20 protein-coding genes are annotated in these 18,948 nt (G+C 61.3%); 7 read left to right on the forward strand and 13 right to left on the reverse strand.

Annotation, left to right across the window (positions count from 1 at the left end; genetic code table 11):
• Positions 1 to 4: 4 nt before the first annotated feature.
• Complete coding sequence (locus KUV72_RS02170; RefSeq protein ID WP_222237282.1) at positions 5 to 967, forward strand: CobW family GTP-binding protein; 963 nt, start codon at positions 5 to 7, stop codon at positions 965 to 967.
• 100 nt (positions 968 to 1,067) lie between these two features.
• Here KUV72_RS02170 and KUV72_RS02175 read toward each other — a convergent pair whose 3' ends face one another.
• Positions 1,068 to 1,751 (reverse strand): type 1 glutamine amidotransferase domain-containing protein, encoded by a 684-nt coding sequence (locus tag KUV72_RS02175; protein ID WP_206943069.1) that lies wholly within the window; start codon positions 1,749 to 1,751, stop codon positions 1,068 to 1,070.
• A gap of 67 nt (positions 1,752 to 1,818) precedes the next feature.
• On the reverse strand, positions 1,819 to 2,523 hold the full coding sequence (locus tag KUV72_RS02180) for an SDR family oxidoreductase (RefSeq protein ID WP_224908177.1): 705 nt from the start codon (positions 2,521 to 2,523) through the stop codon (positions 1,819 to 1,821).
• A 155-nt stretch (positions 2,524 to 2,678) separates the two neighbouring features.
• Between KUV72_RS02180 and KUV72_RS02185 the strand changes: the two genes are divergently transcribed.
• Complete coding sequence (locus KUV72_RS02185) at positions 2,679 to 3,617, forward strand: LysR substrate-binding domain-containing protein (protein ID WP_222237283.1); 939 nt, start codon at positions 2,679 to 2,681, stop codon at positions 3,615 to 3,617.
• Between the two features lie 44 nt (positions 3,618 to 3,661).
• Here the strand turns inward: KUV72_RS02185 and KUV72_RS02190 are convergent, their stop codons facing one another.
• The 3 genes from KUV72_RS02190 to KUV72_RS02200 all read right to left on the reverse strand — a co-directional run bounded on the left by KUV72_RS02190 (position 3,662) and on the right by KUV72_RS02200 (position 6,404).
• Entirely contained in the window at positions 3,662 to 4,156 is a 495-nt protein-coding gene (locus KUV72_RS02190) for a flavin reductase family protein (RefSeq protein ID WP_222237284.1), read from the reverse strand.
• Between the two features lie 210 nt (positions 4,157 to 4,366).
• Positions 4,367 to 5,395, reverse strand: coding sequence for a methionine synthase (locus KUV72_RS02195; protein ID WP_222161829.1), 1,029 nt, complete (start codon positions 5,393 to 5,395; stop codon positions 4,367 to 4,369).
• A gap of 25 nt (positions 5,396 to 5,420) precedes the next feature.
• Positions 5,421 to 6,404 carry a DUF1852 domain-containing protein gene (locus KUV72_RS02200; protein WP_222237468.1) on the reverse strand — a complete coding sequence of 328 codons (984 nt, stop codon included), beginning with the start codon at positions 6,402 to 6,404 and terminating at the stop codon, positions 5,421 to 5,423.
• Between the two features lie 337 nt (positions 6,405 to 6,741).
• Here KUV72_RS02200 and KUV72_RS02205 point away from each other — a divergent pair, with 337 nt between their 5' ends.
• From KUV72_RS02205 to KUV72_RS02215, 3 genes are all read left to right on the forward strand, one after another.
• Entirely contained in the window at positions 6,742 to 7,191 is a 450-nt protein-coding gene (locus tag KUV72_RS02205; RefSeq protein ID WP_222237285.1) for a hypothetical protein, read from the forward strand.
• 198 nt (positions 7,192 to 7,389) lie between these two features.
• Positions 7,390 to 7,836, forward strand: coding sequence for a DoxX family protein (locus KUV72_RS02210; RefSeq protein WP_222237286.1), 447 nt, complete (start codon positions 7,390 to 7,392; stop codon positions 7,834 to 7,836).
• Positions 7,837 to 7,966: 130 nt separating this feature from the next.
• Positions 7,967 to 8,656, forward strand: coding sequence for a pirin family protein (locus KUV72_RS02215; RefSeq protein ID WP_222237287.1), 690 nt, complete (start codon positions 7,967 to 7,969; stop codon positions 8,654 to 8,656).
• Between the two features lie 114 nt (positions 8,657 to 8,770).
• Here the strand turns inward: KUV72_RS02215 and KUV72_RS02220 are convergent, their stop codons facing one another.
• Both KUV72_RS02220 and KUV72_RS02225 read right to left on the reverse strand, forming a co-directional pair.
• The gene (locus KUV72_RS02220; protein ID WP_222237288.1) at positions 8,771 to 9,196 is read right to left on the reverse strand and encodes a nuclear transport factor 2 family protein; all 426 of its coding nucleotides are present in this window, start codon (positions 9,194 to 9,196) and stop codon (positions 8,771 to 8,773) included.
• A gap of 116 nt (positions 9,197 to 9,312) precedes the next feature.
• Positions 9,313 to 10,446: a zinc ABC transporter substrate-binding protein gene (locus KUV72_RS02225; RefSeq protein WP_222237289.1), complete on the reverse strand. Its 1,134-nt coding sequence runs from the start codon at positions 10,444 to 10,446 to the stop codon at positions 9,313 to 9,315.
• Between the two features lie 329 nt (positions 10,447 to 10,775).
• Between KUV72_RS02225 and KUV72_RS02230 the strand changes: the two genes are divergently transcribed.
• Positions 10,776 to 11,579, forward strand: coding sequence for a metal ABC transporter ATP-binding protein (locus KUV72_RS02230; protein ID WP_222237290.1), 804 nt, complete (start codon positions 10,776 to 10,778; stop codon positions 11,577 to 11,579).
• Complete coding sequence (locus tag KUV72_RS02235; protein WP_222237291.1) at positions 11,579 to 12,394, forward strand: metal ABC transporter permease; 816 nt, start codon at positions 11,579 to 11,581, stop codon at positions 12,392 to 12,394. Before KUV72_RS02230 ends, KUV72_RS02235 begins: the two co-directional genes overlap by 1 nt.
• A 71-nt stretch (positions 12,395 to 12,465) precedes the next feature.
• Here KUV72_RS02235 and luxS read toward each other — a convergent pair whose 3' ends face one another.
• The 6 genes from luxS to KUV72_RS02265 all read right to left on the reverse strand — a co-directional run bounded on the left by luxS (position 12,466) and on the right by KUV72_RS02265 (position 18,910).
• On the reverse strand, positions 12,466 to 12,987 hold the full coding sequence (gene luxS / locus KUV72_RS02240; RefSeq protein ID WP_222161836.1) for an S-ribosylhomocysteine lyase: 522 nt from the start codon (positions 12,985 to 12,987) through the stop codon (positions 12,466 to 12,468).
• Between the two features lie 66 nt (positions 12,988 to 13,053).
• Complete coding sequence (thrS, locus tag KUV72_RS02245) at positions 13,054 to 15,066, reverse strand: threonine--tRNA ligase (protein ID WP_222161837.1); 2,013 nt, start codon at positions 15,064 to 15,066, stop codon at positions 13,054 to 13,056.
• A gap of 144 nt (positions 15,067 to 15,210) precedes the next feature.
• Positions 15,211 to 16,113, reverse strand: a complete 903-nt coding sequence (gene folE2 / locus KUV72_RS02250; RefSeq protein ID WP_222237292.1) for a GTP cyclohydrolase FolE2 — start codon at positions 16,111 to 16,113, stop codon at positions 15,211 to 15,213.
• 68 nt (positions 16,114 to 16,181) lie between these two features.
• Positions 16,182 to 17,261, reverse strand: coding sequence for a CobW family GTP-binding protein (locus KUV72_RS02255; protein WP_222237293.1), 1,080 nt, complete (start codon positions 17,259 to 17,261; stop codon positions 16,182 to 16,184).
• Between the two features lie 3 nt (positions 17,262 to 17,264).
• Entirely contained in the window at positions 17,265 to 18,485 is a 1,221-nt protein-coding gene (zigA, locus tag KUV72_RS02260; protein WP_222237294.1) for a zinc metallochaperone GTPase ZigA, read from the reverse strand.
• Complete coding sequence (locus KUV72_RS02265) at positions 18,482 to 18,910, reverse strand: TraR/DksA family transcriptional regulator (RefSeq protein WP_206943045.1); 429 nt, start codon at positions 18,908 to 18,910, stop codon at positions 18,482 to 18,484. The genes zigA and KUV72_RS02265 overlap by 4 nt, the downstream gene beginning before the upstream one ends.
• Positions 18,911 to 18,948: the final 38 nt, after the last annotated feature.

Raw genomic sequence — 18,948 nt, forward strand, 5'->3', positions numbered from 1 at the left:
CCGCATGAAGCATCAGCATTTCCCCCCTGTTCCGGTCACCATCGTGTCGGGCTTTCTGGGCGCCGGCAAGACGACCTTGCTCAACAAGATTCTCAACAGTGACATTGGGTTGAGGATGGCGGTGATGGTCAACGACTTCGGTGCGATCAATATCGACCGTGACTTGATCGTCAGTGAGACGCAGACCATGGTCAGCCTTGCCAATGGCTGTATCTGCTGCACCGTAGAGAGCGACTTGATGGAGCAGGTGTCCCGCTTGCTGGCTCTCAGGGAGCAGCGTCCGGAGTACATCCTTATTGAGGCCAGCGGCGTCTCCAACCCTAGCAAGATAGCCGGGACATTGCGTTATCCACAGTTTCAGGACCAACTGGTGATCGACAGTGTCCTCACGGTGATAGACGCAGAGCAGTTTGATCAGCTCGAGGGCGAGCTGGCGGCCCTGGCGATGGAGCAGCTCGATATTGCCGACATCGTGGTACTCAACAAGTGTGACCTGGCGAGCCCTGCGCAGGTGAGGGCGATGAAGCAGCGCTGGCTATATCCCGGAGTGCGACTGCTGGAAGCGCGCTTTGGTGAAGTGCCGCTGGAGCTGGTGCTGGGCGTTGGGGCCTTCGATCCTGTGCGCCTGGAGTCCTCGCATGAGTGCGGTGCGCACTGCACGCACGCAGATCACGCTCACCAGTTTGAAAGCTGGAGCTGGAGCAGTGATCGGCCGCTGTCATTGGCGGCGCTGCGGAGGGTGCTCGAATCGCTGCCGTCGAGTGTCTATCGCGCCAAGGGTATCTGTTGCCTGGCAGAGCTGCCGGATCGCCGTGCAGTGCTGCATCTGGTGGGCAGTCGCAGTGAGCTTGAGCCCGGTGCTCCCTGGGTGGAAGACCAGCCCATATCGCGCGTTGTGGTCATCGGTGAGCGCGGACAGCTGAGCCTTCCCCAGCTGGAAGCGGCCTTCGAGGGATGCGTGGCGTGAGCGCCTGTTAGGCCAGCTCGCTGGCTGATAATTGAAGCGCCTCCCCCGGCAGCAACAGGTCGTCGCCAGGGGAGGCCTCCGGTGGGTCAGCTATCAGACCTTATGCCTTCAGGCTGTCGAGCAACAGCTCGGCGACGCCCTCAGAGGACATCGGGTTCTGGCCGGTGATGATCAACCCGTCCTGAATCGCGAAGGCGGTGAAGTCGGCCTTCTTTTCGTACAGGCCACCTTGCTGCTGCAGGCTGTCTTCTACCAAAAACGGCACGATCTCGGTGAGGCCAACGGCGGCTTCTTCGCCATTGGTGAAGCCGGTGACTCGCACGCCATCGACGAAGGGGGTGCCGTCTGACTTCTTCGCCTTCAGCAGCACCGCAGGGGCGTGGCAGACCGCGCTGACGGGCTTGCCAGCGGCGTGGAACTGCTCGATCAGGCGAATGGAGTCTGCATCATTGGTCAGGTCCCACAGCGGGCCATGGCCGCCCGGGTAGAAGATGGCATCGAAATCCTCGACCTTCATCTCGGACAGCACCGCGGTGTTGGCCAGGTCACGCTGGGCTTGCGCGTCCTGGTCGAAACGGCGAGTGGCGTCTGTCTGGAAGTCTTCGCCTTCACTGGCCGGGTCGAGCGGTGGCTGACCACCCTTGGGAGACGCCAGCGTGACCTCGACACCGGCGTCTTTCAGCACGTAGTAGGGGGCGGCCAGCTCTTCGAGCCAGAAGCCTGTCTTCTTGCCAGTGTCTCCAAGGGTATCGTGGGATGTGACAACAACCAGTACCTTGCTCATGGGGCTCTCCTTGATCGTGCGGATGTATCCGCAGGACGTGATGATGGGGTTGACGCCTAGACGTCGTTTAGCGCGTTGGCATCAGGTGCACTTCGCGGATGTTGGCTCGCGGCGCTGCTTGGATGGCGTACAGCACGGCGTCGGCAACATCCTGCGGGTGCAGCTTGTCCGGCTTGGGCTGGTCAAAGAAGGGCGTGTTGACCATGCCTGGGGTAATCGTGGTGCAACGGCCCTGCCACTCGGCCATTTCCAGCGCCAGGTTCTGGCCAAAGCCGTAGGCGAACCACTTGCTTGAGCTGTAGATCGACCCCGCATGGGTGTCACGCCCCGCCACCGAGCTGGTGAGGATGAAATGCCCCTGACGCGCTCGCAGGTGGGGCAGAGTGGTGTGGGCGGTCCACAGCAGTGCGTTGATGTTGATATCGATGACGCGCTTCCACTCTTCCGGGTCTCCCTGCTCCGTACCCGCTTGGCTGATGCCGGTGCCAGCGTTGGCAAAGGCAACGTCCAGGTGGCCGTAGTGGGCCACCGCACGCGCCACGACGTCAGCCATCTGATCGTAGTCGGTGGCATCGGCGGCAATCGCCAGCACCTTGTCGTGACCCAGTTCCTCGGCCAGGGCAGCAAGTCGCTCTTCGCGGCGCGCCGTGACGACCACCTTGTGGCCAGCTTCCACCAGCGTGCGCGCTGTGGCCTCGCCAATGCCGCTGGATGCACCGGTAATCAGTACGATCTTTTCGCTGGCAGTGTCTGTCATCTGTCCACCTGTCATGATGGGCTCCTGTGAGTCGAGTGCTGAGTTCACGTGTGGTGTCACGGTAACGTCTGCTCGACCATCGTCATAATCGATAGTGCGGATAGCTGTTATTATCGAGACAAATAGTTGGTGGCTCGCCGCCACGTCAGACGCTGCTGTGGGTGCCCTGGATGAAACTCAACTACGACCTCAACCTGCTGCGGACCTTCCATGCGTTGTACCTGGAGCAGAACGTCACCCGTGCGGGAGAACGTCTACATCTCAGCCAGCCGTCGGTGAGCGCTGCCTTGGGACGCCTGCGGGAGCTGTTCAATGATCCGCTGTTCATACGTGATCGCCAGCGCATGCGTCCGACAGAGAAGGCGGACCACCTCTTTCCCGTCATCGAGGCAGCGTTGACCGATCTGGATGGCCTGATTACCAGCGAGCGGGACTTTTCTCCCGCCACCGAGCAGCGCCATTTCGAGATTGCGGCCAACGACTATTTCGAGGTGTTGATTCTGCCCGCGCTGGCCGGGGTCCTGCGCGAACAGGCGCCAGGCATCACCTTGCAGGTGCGTCGCCTGTCACAGGACATGAGCGAGGCTGGGGTCATGAGCGGCACGACCGATCTGGCGTTTGGGCGCCAGGTCGATCCTCCCGATAACCTGGTCGTGCGCGAGGTCATCCGCGAGGGGATCGAGTGTCTGGTCGGAAATGGGCACCCGCTGCTGGAGCGGCTGGAAGGAACTGGGCAGATGACCAGGGACGATTTCGAGCGCTATGCCCATGTCCTGGTGCAGCCCCATACGCGCTTGAAAAGCGGTATCTTCAAGCAGCTCGAAGGCCAGGGCTTGAGGCGTGAGGTGGCGTTGGCCGTGACCTACTTCATGGCGGTGCCCGCGCTATTGGAGCGGTCTTCGCTGATCGCCAGCCTGCCCTCGGGGCTTTGCCAGCATTTCCAGCGACAGTTTGCGGTGACCCCGGTGGCGCCGCCGGTGGCCTTTGACGCCTTTCCCTTTCATCTCAGCTGGCATCGCCGCTATCAGAAGGACCCGGCACACCGCTGGCTGCGCGAACAGATCATCGCGTGCTGTCGTACGCTGCCTGATCAGGGCGAGCTAACGTAAATGCGTATGCATCAGCCCGGCTTTCCATCCTTCGCGCTAGCGCCTCACGCCAGCTGGCGATACTGGCCCTTGAAGTACAGCAGGGGGCCACTTGGGGAAGCCTCGCCCTGGTTGAGTCGGAGCGCCTTGACCTCGCCAATCACGATAAGGTGATCCCCGGCGACGTGCTCTGCGTGAATGTCGCAATCCAGCCAGTGCAGGGTATCCGGAATCAACGGGTTGCCTAGCGGTGATGCTTGCCACTCGATACCTTGCCACTTGTCGGCCCCCTGGCGGGCAAACTGATTCGAGATCGGCGCCTGTTCAGCGGACAGCATGTTGACCGCGAAGCGACCGGCCTGGCGGATCTTGGGATAGCTGTAAGAGGTCGATTTGACGCTGAAGGAGACTAGCGGCGGATCCATCGATACGCTGTAAAAGGACTGGCAGGTGAAGCCGATCGGCTCACCCTCAGCAAGAGAAGAGATCACGGTGATTCCGGACGCATAGTGCCCAAGGGCCTCGCGGAAGCGGGCCGGCTCGATCACATCCCTCGGCATGTGAACTTGGCCGGTCCTTGCCGTAGCGGGTGAGCCAGAAACAGCGGGTGAGCCAGAAACAGCGGGTGCAGCGGGGTCTGAAACAACGCCTGAAACAACGTCAGAAGATGGGGCAGGGAACGACATGGTGACTCCGGAAACGTCAGACGGCATGGCCGCCGCGAGGCGATCACGGCGGCCATGGGAAAGAACGGAGGGTGCGCGCCTGGTTTAGCGTGTCAGCTCCTGGCGGACAATCGCTGCCCCCTGACTGAGGGCATCCATCTTGGCCCTGGCGACCTGGCGGGACAGCGGCGCCATGCCGCAGTTGGTGCAGGGGTAGAGCTTGTCGGCGTCGACGAACTGAAGTGCCTTGCGCAGGGTGTTGGCCACCTCTTCCGGGGTCTCGATGGTATTGGTCGCAACGTCGATGGCACCGACCATGACCTTCTTGCCACGAATCAGCTCGATCAGCTCCATCGGAACCCGCGAGTTGTGGCATTCCAGAGAGACAATATCGATGTTGGACTGCCTGAGCTTGGGGAAGACCTCTTCGTACTGGCGCCACTCGGAGCCCAGACTGCTCTTCCAGTCAGTGTTGGCCTTGATGCCGTAGCCGTAGCAGATGTGAACGGCCGTCTCGCACTTCAGGCCCTCGATCGCTCTTTCCAGTGTGGCGATGCCCCAGTCATTTACTTCATCGAAGAAGACATTGAAGGCCGGTTCATCGAACTGAATGATATCGACCCCGGCAGCCTCCAGTTCCTTGGCTTCCTGATTCAGAATCTTGGCAAATTCCCAGGCCAGTTTTTCCCGGCTCTTGTAGTGACCATCGTAGAGGGTATCGATCATGGTCATGGGGCCAGGAAGTGCCCACTTGATGGGTTGATCTGTCTGGGCCCGCAGGAAGGCGGCATCGTCCACGAAGACGGGCTTCTGGCGGGAGACGTCTCCGACGACAGAGGGCACGCTGGCGTCGTAGCGATCGCGGATGCGCACGGTCTCGCGCTGTTCGAAGTCGACGCCATTGAGGTGTTCAATGAAGGTCGTGACGAAATGCTGGCGAGACTGTTCACCATCGCTGACGATATCGATGCCGGCATGGCGCTGTTCGTGCAGGGCCAGGCGCAGCGCGTCCTGCTTGCCTTCCACCAGCTCGGCTTCCTGAAGCTTCCAGGGGGACCACAGCACTTCAGGTTGTGCGAGCCAGGAGGGTTTTGGAAGGCTGCCGGCCGTCGATGTCGGGAGCAGTGTTGTCATGATGGATAGCCTTGTCAGAAGTGAATCAGTGAGCGTAATTGGCGGACCATTGTTCAAGAATCGCGCGGTAGGGTTTGATGAAGCACTCTTCAACAAACTTCCCTTGCTCGGTCGCGAGCTGGCTGCGTTCTTCTCTGTCGTAGACGATCTGCGTCAATGAATAGTCCTGCTGCTGCAGGCTCGGCTGGTAGGACTTCCCAGCAGCTGAGTTGGCGTTGTAGATCTCCGGACGATAGATCTTCTGGAACGTATCCATGGTGCTGATCGTGCTGATGAGCTCCAGGTTGGTGTAGTCGCCCAGCAGGTCGCCCATGAAGTAGAACGCCAACGGTGCGACGCTGCCCGGGGGCATGAAGTAGCGAACCTTCATGCCCATCTTGTTGAAGTACGCATCCGTCAGCGAATGCTCCTCCTGCAGATACTCGACACCCAGCACGGGATGATGATTTTCCGTGCGGTGATAGGTCTTGGTGCTCGACACGCTGATGCAGATGACGGGGGGCTTGTTGAAATGCTCCCTGTAGGTGTCCGAGTTCACGAAGGCCTTGAACAGGTTGCCGTGCAAGACACCGAAGTCATCAGGAACGCTGAAGGTGTCCTGCCCCTTGTTGTGTTCCTTCAGCACCAGGCTGAAGTCGTAGTCCCGGACATAGGACGAGAAGTTGTTGCCCGCGATCCCTTCGATGCGCTCGTTGGTGTGCGTATCGATGATGCGGGTCTTGAGGATTTCAATCAGTGGCAGGGCACCGTCACGGGTGGACGCATCCACGGCCATTTCTACCGAAATGATCTCCAGTTCCAGCCTGTAACGGTCACCCTTGGGGTTGTCCCAGTCAGCCAAGGCATTAAAGCGGTTGTCGATCATGCGCAGGGTGTTGCGCAGGTTGTCCTCGCGCTTTTCCCCTCTGGCCAGGTTGGCAAAGTTGGTGGTGATACGAGTGCTGTCCGACGGCTGGTAGTGTTCGTCGAAACGAAGGCTCTTAACGGTGAATGCAAAGTCGTTGTTCATCGTGGGTGCCATCCTGGTTCCTGAGAGGTGAATCCAAGGCGTCTGGAGATCCAGTCGTCCTTCGACGGTGCCTTTCGGGTCAAACGGTTGATCTCGTCAAGGTGTGCTAGCTCACCGGTAGCTTGCGCGCTGGTCGTGACGAGCTGGTGGTGACGAGCTGGTGGTGACGAGCTGACCGTGACGAAATAGTGATGACGATTATCAAGACACTTCTAAGATGAGGCAAAATGAAGTTTCTCATTGTTAACTTCAAATTTATTCATGCAGGGAGGAGGGCGATACCGCAGCGTGCAGGAACGTCTTTTAATTCGATAAAACCGAATGGTCTATCGGATTTATGTCGCTTTTTTTCGATATTATTGTTGGTTTAATCTTTCTTCAACGCGACAGAGACGCTGATCGCGACACCCACTACACGGTCATGAAGAGAGACACCATGAAACTCAAGCCCGCACTGTTCACTCTGCTTTTCGCCACTGCCCCTGTCACAGCAGCCCTCACTGCTCCTGCAATAGCTCAGGCAGGTCAGGCTTCTGCCCTCACCGCGAGATTGCATGAGCCGCTTTCTACTCAGGCGCAGTCGCTCTCTGTTCAGGCGCAGCCGCTCTCTGTTCAGGCGCAGCCGCTTGTCGGTACTGCGGTCGAGGCGAATGCCACGAAGGTCAGCATGGAAGGTAGCACTGCCATGGCGCAGGCCCGAGCCAACCTGCAGGCACGCCACCTGCGCCACACCTCGGCGACTGCGGACAGCAATGGGCTGCAGCTAAGCCTTAACGCGACCAAGTAACCCGGAAAGGCGTCGGCCTGGAGGCTTGCGCAAGATCGACCGAGTGCTTCCCTCGGTCGTGACAATACGAACACCATCAGCGCCACATCCATCCGCTGACTCACCGAGAGTGGAATCGCCGGGATCGCGTTCGACTCTCTATGGCAACCGCCCGGACCCCCGTGCTGTGGCAACCGCACGAACACTCTTGGAGATATCATGAACACATCAGTCGTTAGCCGCGTCATCAGCAGTTCAGACAGCCTGGCCCCCCTGGCCCTGCGTGTGCCCGCCGGCATCATTTTCATGGCACATGGTGCCCAGAAGCTCTTCGGTTGGTTTGGCGGCTATGGTCTGGAAGGCACAGGACAGTGGATGGCCTCCATCGGACTTGAGCCGGGGTACTTGATGGCGCTGGCGGCTGGCAGCGCAGAGTTCTTTGGCGGTCTGGCGCTGTTGATAGGGTTGCTGGTGCGCCCGGCAGCGGTGGTGCTCGCGTTCACCATGCTGATGGCGATCTTCAGCGTCCACGCTGCAAACGGACTGTTCATGAGCAATAACGGCTATGAATTCGCGCTGTCGTTGTTGGCGATTGCTGTCTCTCTTGCGATCAGCGGCGGTGGACGAGCCTCACTGGATGCGGTCATGGCTCGTGAGGTGTCCTGATTGCCGTTGTGCGACTTTTCCACGCCCCATACTCGACCTATCCACGACTTGATCATGACCTTGATGCGTCGCCACGCGTGATCCTTTTGCGGCGGCTGCGCTTCACCAGGTGCTGCCTGTAGGAGGCAATATGAGACTTCGACATGCCCATGAACGCGGACGTGCCAATCACGGCTGGTTACGCTCTCACCATACTTTTTCGTTTGCCAGCTACGTGGATCCACGACACATGGGGTTCAGATCGCTGCGAGTCATCAACGAAGATCGTGTGACCGGTGGTGCAGGGTTTGGCACCCATCCCCACCAGGACATGGAAATCATTTCATACGTGCTGTCGGGGACGATGGCGCACCAGGACAGCATGGATAATGGCTCTACCATGCGGCCTGGAGACGTGCAGCGGATGTCGGCAGGCACGGGAGTGTTGCATAGCGAATTCAACGCTTCACCCAGTGAAGAGCTGCACTTCCTGCAGATCTGGATAGAACCTCGAGAGCGAGGCATCGCTCCCAGCTATGAGCAGCGCTCGTTCCCGCCGGAGGACAGGCAGGGCCGCTGGCGCCTGGTGGTCTCACCGCAGGGGCTGGACGATTCCGTCAGCGTGAATCAGGACGTCAACCTGTATGCGGGGCTGTTCGATGCGGGCGAAAGCGCCGAGACGCCGGCAACACGCCACGCATGGCTGCATGTGGCCAAGGGCGAGGTTGCGGTCAACGGGCAGCTTATGTCCGCAGGCGATGCGGCGGCGTTTGAACCGGGAGAAGAGGTCAGGGTCGTCGGTATCGCGGCGGCTGAGGTGCTGCTGTTTGACCTTGCCTGACCTGGCCTTGGACGGCCACCACCCTGCATGCCGTGGCTAGAGACCCAGGCCGACGCCGTCACTCGCGACGTCAGCCTGGGTCGCGCCAACATCACCGTGCGGCTCAAGACCGCTTCAGACAAGCTGCGAGGAATGGTGGCCCGTGATCTTCCATTCTCCTGCGATTTCTTCAAAGGTGAACAGGAAGCGCGCGGGAATGGTGGCCATATCACCCTTTATGAGATAGCTGAAGACGTAGTGGCCACCGATGACGACGGTGCCCAACTTGCGACTGACACGGCGAGAGAATTCGCCGAGCTCGCAGCTAAGGTCTTCGTTGGTGAGAAAGGCATCGAAGTAGGCCTGCCTGGCAAGTCGGTCTTCTCTCACGTCGTTGGCGACAGTCGGCACAAGAATGGCGTCTTCGGCGTAAAGCGCCAGCAGGGTCTCCTTCTCTCCACGACTGACGGCAATCGCCCATCGCTCCAGCGTTCGGGTGGCCGCGTCCAGGCAGAACTGCGCATCCCGTTCAGTCAATGGCGGGGAGGTCGGGTGGGGCATGGTGAATGGCTCTCCATAACAGTGTGGGAATGAACAGACGCCGCCGACAGGGCGGGTGTCGGCGACGTCAGGGCAGGGGAGTGGCTCGTTTGACGCTCACTCCTCGAGCCCTAGCCCTAGCCCTTGGTGCAGTCGGTCATGCCGTCTGCCAGTCGCTGCAGCAGCTGTGAATAGAGACCGGGTCCCAGGTCCAGGTCGACACCGAGGGGGTCCATCACGATGGAGGTGTTGACCTCTGTTCCCTCGAACACGCTGTCAATCAGGGCAGGGTTGAACTGGGGTTCGCGGAAGACGCATTGGATGTTGTCGTCGCTGACACGGGTCTGGATCTCGCGAATTCGCGCCGGGCTCGGGTCTGATGCATCGCCAAGGGAGATGGCCCCGGAGGCGGGGACAGCGAAGCGGTTCTCGAAGTACTGGTAGGCGTCGTGGAACACGATGAAGCGAACCCCTCGCGCGTCATCTAGTTGGTTGTCCAGCCGCTGAATCAGCTCGTCCAGCTCTGTCTGCCCATTCGCTGCGTTCTGGCGATACGTATCGGCGTGCTCTGGGTCCAGTTCTGCCAGGGTGGTCGCAATCGTATCGAGCCATGCCTTGGCGTTGACAGGATCAAGCCAGCCATGGGGGTCCATGCCGTCGTGTGCATGGCCATGTTCGTGATCATGAGCGGTATGCTGGTCGTGATCGTGATCGGCATGGTCATGATCGTGGTCGGCATGGTCGTGATCGTGGTCGGCATGGTCGTGATCGTGGTCGGCATGGTCATGATCGCCATGTTCGTCGTGCTCGCCATGGTCATGATCGCCATGTTCGTGACCATCATGATCGTGATCTTCGTGATCTTCGTGATCTTCGTGATCTTCGTGATCGCCATGATCATGGGCTTCAAAGGTAGCGCCTTGGCGATATGCCAGTGTCACCGTGCCGGGAGCTTCCATCAGCTCCACTTCGCGAGCGCCATCCGCCAGGGAAGTCCTGGCTCGCTCAAGCCACGGCGTCAGGCTGTCACTGACCCAGAACACGGCGTCGGCGCTGGCCAGTGCCTGCGCTTCGGAAGGGCGCATGGAATAGCCGTGGGGCGACGCACCGGGCTGGATGACCAGCTCTGGCGATCCCAACTCTCCCATGACCTGGGCCACCAGCGCATGCACCGGTGGGATATCCACCGCCACGTTGGGCACGTCAGCGACGGCAATGGCCGGTGTCAGCAGCCATGGCAAGCAGAGCGGACGCAGTAGCGGTTTTTTCATCGTGTTCTCCCGGAAGGTCTAGACGTGGACAGCTGACGTGGTGACGCCACGCTTGTGGAATAAAACGTTATATTATAACATTCACTGCCTGGTCAATGAGAGCCCCGTAAACCTGAGCCTCGTCAATAGCGCCCGCCCTGGTTCGGGGTCGCGTGTACGGGGTCCGCGACAGCTCATCCCTCTCCCGCGACGGCGCGTCCCAGTCTCGTGACAGCACGTCCGTACGAGTGGCCAGAAGAGCCGTCATGCCGCGCGCGCCGCGCACGGTGGCTGTGAATATCATGTCTCTGCGCGTGAGCGGCGCAGCAATAGCCAGTTGGAGAGCCTCCATGCCCTTGCTGTCCATCGACAATTTGTCTGTCGCCCTAGGGGGCCATAGCGTGTTGGAGGGCATCGACCTGAGTGTCGATCGCGACGAAATCGTGACCCTGGTGGGCCCTAATGGCTCCGGAAAGTCGACTCTGTTGCGCGCCATCATCGGTGCAGTAAGGCCATCGCAGGGGCGTGTGACCCGGGAAGCTGGGCTGGTCATCGGCTATGTACCACAGCGGTTGGCCATCGACCCGACGCTGCCGTTGACCGTGTTTCGCTTTCTTAATCTGCCGCGCCGGCATTCGCGTCAGGCGCTGGCTCAGGCGCTGGTGCAGGCGGGAGTGCCGGAACTCGGACAACAGCAGGTCGCGGACCTGTCCGGAGGCCAGTTTCAGCGAATCTTGCTGGCGCGAGCCCTGCTGGAAAAGCCTGACCTGCTGTTGCTTGATGAAGCGACTCGTGGCCTCGACCACCGCGGCACCGCGGACTTTTATCGGCAGATCGCCAAGGTTCGCAGCGAGCTTGGATGTGCGGTAATGATGGTCAGCCATGAACTGCATGTGGTCATGCGGGCGTCGGACAGAGTGGTGTGTCTCAATGGCCACGTGTGCTGCCAGGGCACCCCTGAACGCGTGCTCGCATCACCGGTTTACCGCCAGCTGTTTGGCCCTGACACCAGTGATGCGTTGGCGTTTTATCGGCATTCGCATCCACAGCCGTCGTCTTCCCAGTGCCTGGCCCCAGAGGACGCGGGGGCCGAGGCGCCGCCGACCACTCCAGCGAAGGCGGCAAACGACAGGCTGATGGAGGCGTCTCGCTGATGTTTGACGATTTTCTTGTGCGAGCCGTGTTGGCCGGTCTGGGAGTCGCCCTGGCGGCTGCACCGCTCGGGTGCTTTGTTGTCTGGCGACGGATGGCGTATTTCGGCGACGCGACGGCGCATGCTGCGATTCTTGGGGTGGCTCTGTCGTTGCTGCTGTCCACCTCCATGTTGGCGGGCGTACTGGCCGTTTCGCTGCTGATGGCGGTGGTGGTCTCTCAGCTGAGTGGACGGGGCTATGCCATGGACACTCTGCTCGGCGTCATGGCGCATTCGGCGTTGGCCTTTGGGCTGGTCGCGGTGTCCTTTGTGTCGGGTGTACGCATCGACCTGATGGCGTATCTGTTCGGCGATATCCTTGCGGTGGGCAAGAGCGACCTGATGATCATCGCCGCTGGCGCGATTCTGGTGGTTAGCCTGGTGGGATGGCGCTGGTCGGCGCTGTTGACCGCCACGCTGGATGAAGACCTCGCCAGGGCCAGTGGTATCGACCCGCGGCGGGAGCAGCTGGTGCTGACGCTGTCGCTGGCGGTGGTGGTCGCGGTGGCACTGAAGGTGGTGGGAGTGCTGCTGATTGCGGCGCTGCTGATCATTCCGGCTGCGGCCGCGCGCCCGCTGTGTCGTACCCCGGAAGCCATGGCGCTGGTGGCGGCGAGCATTGGCGCCTGTTCGACCACTGGCGGGCTCCAGGCCGCCTATTGGCTGGATACGCCGACAGGGCCCACCATTGTCAGTCTTGCTGCGCTGATATTCGTTGTGACCAGCGTGGTGGGGCGTGTTTGCTATTCCCGGTCTAGGGCCGTGCGTGCCGAGTGACGGCGGCTCTCACACTGCAGCGCACGCTTGGTGGTTGACCAAGCGTGCGCTGCTGCATGTGCGCTGGGTGCTTAAACGTCGTTGCCCAGGGTCTTGAGTTGCTCGGGGCTCAAGGCCAGGTCGTCATTGCGGTTGACGCCGATGCCCTGGTCGATGATGGTGCGCGCGATCTCCTGAGCTTCTTCGAGGGAATGCATCAGGTAGGTGCCGCACTGGTGCTCGTTGAGCTCAGGAATATCTTCCATGCGCTTCACGTTGAGCACGTCGTTCATGGCCGCCTGCCAGGCGTCGGCGACGGCTTGCTCGCTGGGGCTGCCCAGCAGGCTCATGTAGAAACCGGTGCGGCAGCCCATCGGCGAAATATCGATGATCTCGACGCTGTCGCCGTTCAGGTGCTGGCGCATGAAGCCGGCAAACAGGTGCTCCAGGGTATGAATGCCCTTTTCCCCCATCATGCTCTCGTTCGGCCGGTTGAAGCGCAGGTCGAACACCGTGATGGTGTCACCCGAGGGCGAGCGCATGGTCTTGGCCACGCGCACTGCCGGGGCATTCATGATGGTGTGGTCAACGGTAAAGCTGTCGAGAAGTGGCATGTTGGCTCCTGCAGATATAACGCAAGGGCACGACGTCGCGCGTCGCGCCCATTGCAAGCATGATGCTCAGGCCTCCTGGGGGAGCGTGGCGCAAGCCAGGCGCTCGAGGCGCAGTGCCTGTTCGCGGCGCTGAGCGTTGTGGTCGGGAGCCTGACATTGTTCTTCGAGCAGGGCAATGGCTTCTTGCACCGGCATGCTGCCAAGGTCGCTGCCGTCACGCAGGCGCACCGTGACCTTGCCCTCGGCGGCTTCGCGATTGCCGACAATCAGCAGGTACGGGATCCGGCTCAAGGTCTGCTCCCGGATCTTGTAGCCGATCTTCTCGTTGCGCACGTCGGCATTCGCCCGTATCCCTGCTCCCTTCAAGGCATCTGCCAGCAGCTCAGCGTAGTCCCGCTGGGCCTCGGTAATCGACATGACCACGGCCTGCTGTGGCATCAGCCAGGCGGGAAGCTTGCCCGCGTGATGTTCGATCAGGATGCCGATGAAGCGCTCGAGCGAGCCAAACAGGGCTCGATGGAGCATGACGGGCCGCTGTCGTTGGCCCTGCTCATCCACGTAGTCGATGCCAAATCGCTCGGGCAGGTTCATGTCGACCTGCAGGGTTCCGCACTGCCAGTCGCGGCCGATGGCATCGCGCAGCACGAACTCCAGCTTCGGTCCGTAGAAGGCTCCTTCGCCCGGGTTGAGAGTGTAGTCCAGCGCCATGGCATCTAGGGCTGTCGTCAATGCTTGTTCAAGGCGATCCCAGACAGCATCGCTGCCCATGCGGTTGTCGGGGCGGGTCGACAGCTTGATGTGGACGTCATCGAAGCCGAACTCCCGATAGATATCCAGCACCAGCGCGACCACCTGCTGACACTCCTCGTTCATCTGCTCCGGCGTGCAGTAAATGTGGGCGTCGTCCTGGGTGAAGTGGCGCACCCGCAGCAGGCCATGCAAGGCACCGGATGGCTCGTACCGGTGTACCTTGCCGAATTCACCCATGCGAATGGGCAGGTCACGGTAGCTCTTCAGTCCGTGCCGATAGAGCAGCACGCTGCCGGGGCAGTTCATCGGCTTCAGCGCAAGATCCCGTCCGTCCTCGGTCTGGGTGGTGAACATGTGGTCCTGATAGTTCTGCCAGTGCCCGGAGGTTTCCCACAGACTGCGGTCCATCATGTCGGGTGTGTTGACCTCGACATAGCCGCTACTGGCCTGGCGGCGACGCATGTAGGCGATCAATGTCTGCAGCACCTGCCATCCGCCTGGGTGCCAGAACACCGCACCGGGCGCTTCTTCCTGGAAATGGAAAAGCCCGAGCTGGCGTCCCAGGCGCCGATGATCACGACGCTCGGCTTCCTCAAGACGCTGGACATAGGCCTTGAGTGCCTTGCGGTCCGCCCAGGCGGTGCCGTAAATCCGCTGTAGTTGGGCGTTGCGAGCGTCACCGCGCCAGTAGGCACCCGACAGCTTGGTCAGCGCGAAGTGCTTGAGAAACCGGGTATTGGGAACATGGGGGCCACGGCACATGTCCACGTATTCCTGGTGGAAGTAGAGGCCCAGGGTGGCTTCCTGCGGCATCTCCTCGATCAGGTGAAGCTTGTAGCTTTCGCCGCGCTCGCGAAAGATCTCTATGGCCTGGTCGCGGGGCAGGCGGCGCTTGATGACGTCGTAGTTCTGCGCGATCAGTGACGTCATGCGTTCAGCGATGGCTTGCAGGTCATCGGGGGTGAAGGGCCGTTCGTGGGCGATGTCATAGTAGAAGCCGTCTTCGATGACTGGCCCGATCACCATCTGGGCGTCTGGGTAGAGCTGCTTGACCGCGTGCCCCAGCAGGTGCGCGCAGGAGTGGCGCAGGATATCGAGCCCTTCGGGATCGCTGGGGGTGATCACCTGGACCCGGGCATCCCGGTCGATGGGGTCGCAGGCATCCACTAGCACGTCGTTGACGCGCCCGGCCAGGGTTTGCCGAGCAAGCCCCGGACCGATAGCGGCGGCGATATCTGCGACTGTAGTAGGCGAAGGCAGTGTGAGCTCGCGCTCATCCGGCAGTGTGATGGTGACGTGCGGGGCGGCCGCGGGGGCGCTGTCATTCATGTCGGTTCTCACGATGAAACGTCGTGGCGGTAGAGAAGCCCGGGTTCAGATCGCGCCAGCGCGGTGACCCAGTAGGAGGCTGAGAAGGCATGGGGGCGGCCTGTGGGTGGCCTGTGGGTGGCATAGGACTGGCCCCAGAGGACATCACGCTTCCTCTCGCCAATTCCACTGGCTACGAGCCACGGCGTCATGGGCATGCAGGCTTTCTGCGTGCACCACCTTCAGGTAAAAACCGTCGATACCGGGCTGGTCCCGCAGGACCTGGTGCACGCGACGAGCGGCGTCTTCGCAGAACATCAGGTTCTGTCCGTTAGCGAGGGCAAAGGCCTGCTCGTCAACCCGTTTGACGGCGGTCTGCAGGGCAGTGCCGAGGGCCTTTTCCACCCGATCGACGATGGTCTCCAGCGGCAGTTCCGTAAGCTCTGTCGACAGGCTCAGCGACAGGTGCGCCTGACTGCGCTGGCTATGGGGGGTGGCCAGGATGCCTTGCTCACTGGCGAGCCAGGCGTGTACCGCCTCTCGGGTGACGGGGGTATCGGTGAAGTCTTCATCGAACGCCTGCTGAATCAACTGGCGTGCCAGCGCCGCCGAGCAGGGGCAGGTCGATGAATAGCCGATGCTGACGTCGAGCACGGCGCTGACCTGGTCACTGGCGCTACGTCGCATGCGCAGCGCGAAGGGATAGGTCTTCCACCCTGACAGCGGGCTGATCAAGGCGGGGCGTCGCAGCAAGGCCTCGCCCTCCAGGTCCAGATAGGCCTGCTGCGAGAGCTGCTGGTGGCTGTCCAGAAAGTTGTTGAGGACGTCGTTGACGCGGGGCAACGTCAGCGGTACGTCCTCAAGCTCAGCCAGTGCCAGGTACAGGCGTGACATGTGGATGCCGCGAACCGCGGGATCGTCAAGGCTGACACCGGCCGATGCGCGGCCCGCAATGGTCTTGCCGGCGACCTGCAGTGGCAGGGCGATGCCCTCCATGCCGACCCAGTCCAGGGGAACTGAGTGAGTTGCAGGGGCGGCGGCGATATCTTCCAGAGGGTGCGATGTCATAGAAAACTCAATGTGTGACTAGGTGGCGTGGGTCTTGGCCTCGTGCATCTGCGGGTGGTGCAGCTGGGCTAGCTATCGAAGTAGGTGAACAGCTGCGTCACCGTATCGGCGGCCACACCACTGGTGATGAATACAAAGCGAGACACGCCGTCCGGACAGGCGTCTGGCGGCAACGGGACGGGAGGGTGAAAGATATGCTGGACGCCATGCAGCGCCAGCGGCTGGTCTCGGTTGGCCACGTTAACGATGGCCTTGATCCGCAGCATTCTGCCGCCCAGCAGGCTCAGCAGAAGGTCCAGCCAGTCCTCCAGTACTTCGGCGGCAATCGGCGTCTCGACAGTGAAGCAGAACGAACGAATCTGCTCGCCGTGGCGGCTCACGGGAGCGTCGTGGGAGACGCTGAGCATGGGCGTCGGCGCGGCGCAGGCGCCAGTCCCCACAGAGACGCTGGAGAACGAGCTGACCTGTAGATAGGCGCCGGCCCCGAGCCAGCCCTGAACCTGCGGCGCATCCTTGGCCGACGCTGGCAGGCGCCGGGCGGTGAGGCGTGCAGCATCGATTTCGCCATTCAGGACCTCGATCTGCTCGGCGGCAGGGTTGATCTCGGCCAGCTGCCTCGATAGATCGTTCAGGCGTGTCCCACCCACCAGATCGGTCTTGGTCAGCAGCAGGCAGTCAGCGACCGCAGCCTGGCGCTGTGACTCGCCATGGGCATGAAGGGTAGAGAGACCATTGGCTGCATCGACCAGGCAAACAACGCCGTCCAGACGGAAGCGCTGGGCCAGCCAGTGATCGGTCATCAAGGTCTGGAGAATCGGCGCAGGATCGGCAAGCCCGGTAGTCTCGATGATCATTCGGGACACCGGGCGCGCCTCGCGTTGGTTCAGCTGCTCCAGGGCTTGCTGCACGCTGCGACTGAGGTCGCCGCGAATCGTGCAGCACAGACAGCCACTGCTCATTTCGACGACGGTGTGCTCATCGCCCTCTGCCACCAGCCGGTGATCCAGGCCGATGTCACCGAACTCGTTGATCACCACCAGCGCATCGCTCATGGCCGGCTGGCGCACCAGATGATTGAGCAGTGTCGTCTTGCCGCTGCCAAGAAAGCCGGTCAGCACGGTCACCGGGATAGGTTCGGCATTCTGCATGGTTTACTTCCAGGCGGGGAAGGGGTCGGGCAGCGTTGCCCAGGCGTCCTTGCCCTCCAGCAGCAATGACTCGCTGATCAGGCAGTCATCCAGCGCTTGGCGGATACGCGCTTCGTCGAGGTTCTGGCCGATGAAGACCAGCTCCTGTCGCATGTCGCCGAAGGGCTCTTCCCAGCGTTCCATGATGGAGGCGCGATAGTCGGGGTCTTCGGGCCAGTTGATCTCAGGGATCGCCTTCCAGAACATGCCGGCAAAGCCGTAGTGGGCGATACCCCCAGCCTGGCTCCACTGGCCGGCAAAGGTCGGCCGCGTGGCCAGCCAGAAGAACCCCTTGGAGCGCAATAGCTTGCCGCCAAACCAGTTGCTGTGCAGCAGCTCGAAGAAGCGCTGTGGATGGAAAGGACGTCGTGCGTGGTAGGCAAAGCTGGAGATGCCGTATTCCTCGGTCTCTGGCACGTGCTCACCGCGCAGTTCCTTGAGCCATCCCGGCGCTTGCTGGGCCCGCTCGAAGCTGAAGCGCCCGGTATCCAGCACCTTGTTAAGGGACACCTTGCCATGGGCGATGGGCAGCAATTCGGCCTCGGGGTTGAGGGCGCGCAGCACGCTCGTCAGCTCTTCAAGTTCGGTCTGGCTAAGAAGGTCAGTCTTGCTGATCAGCAGCACATCGCAGAATTCGATCTGGTCGACCAGCAGGTCGGCCACATTGCGCTCGTCGTCTTCTCCCAGGCTTTCCCCGGCCTCTGCCAGGGATTGGGCCTCGCGATACTGGCTGAGGAAGTTGGCGCCATCGACCACGGTCACCAGAGTATCCAGGCGGGCGACGTCGGACAGGCTACGACCTTGCTCGTCGGCGAAGGTGAACGTTTCGGCGACGGGAAGTGGTTCGGAAATGCCGGTGGACTCGATCACCAGCGTGTCGAAGCGCCCTTCCTCGGCCAGTCGTCGTACTTCGATCAGCAGATCCTCGCGCAGCGTGCAGCAGATGCAGCCGTTGCTCATCTCGACCAGCTGTTCTTCGGCCCGGTTGAGAGTGACCTCGCCTGCCTGGTCTGGTGCACCCCTGACCAGGGCCGCGTCGATATTGACCTCACTCATGTCATTGACGATGACCGCCACTCGGCGTCCTTCGCGATTGGCCAGGATATGGTTGAGCAGGGTGGTCTTGCCGGCGCCGAGAAAGCCGGACAGAACGGTCACCGGAAGGGGGGCGGCTGAGGGGGTCATGCGCTTTCTCCTCGCATCTTGCGATAGTGGTGTTCCCGTTGCTCCTGGCGTTCCTTGGCCTCAAGGGTCAGCTTGGCGGTAGGGCGCAGCAGCAGCCTGGGGATGCCTATGGGTTCGCCGGTTTCGATGCAGTAGCCGTAGTCTCCGGCATCGATCCGACGAATGGCTGAGTCGATATTGGCGATCAGGCGGGTTTCGCGATCGGCCTGACGCAGCTGCAGCCTCAGCTCCTCTTCAAAGGCGGCCTGGTCAAGTTCGTCGCTATCCCGCTCGTGGGACGCCATATTGGTCCGTATTTCCCTCAGGTGGGCCTCTATCTGGGCCCTCTCCGACAGCAGCCGCTGGCGGAAAAATGCGAGCTGCTCTTCATTCATGTAGTCGTCGTCCGACATGGCCAGAAGACGGGTCTCTTCAGGAGACGACATCGCGGTGTTCTCCAGCGATAGGGGTGAATCACGGTGTG

It is taken from the genome of Halomonas sp. DP4Y7-1, assembly GCF_019800705.1.
Classification (GTDB): domain Bacteria; phylum Pseudomonadota; class Gammaproteobacteria; order Pseudomonadales; family Halomonadaceae; genus Halomonas; species Halomonas litopenaei_A.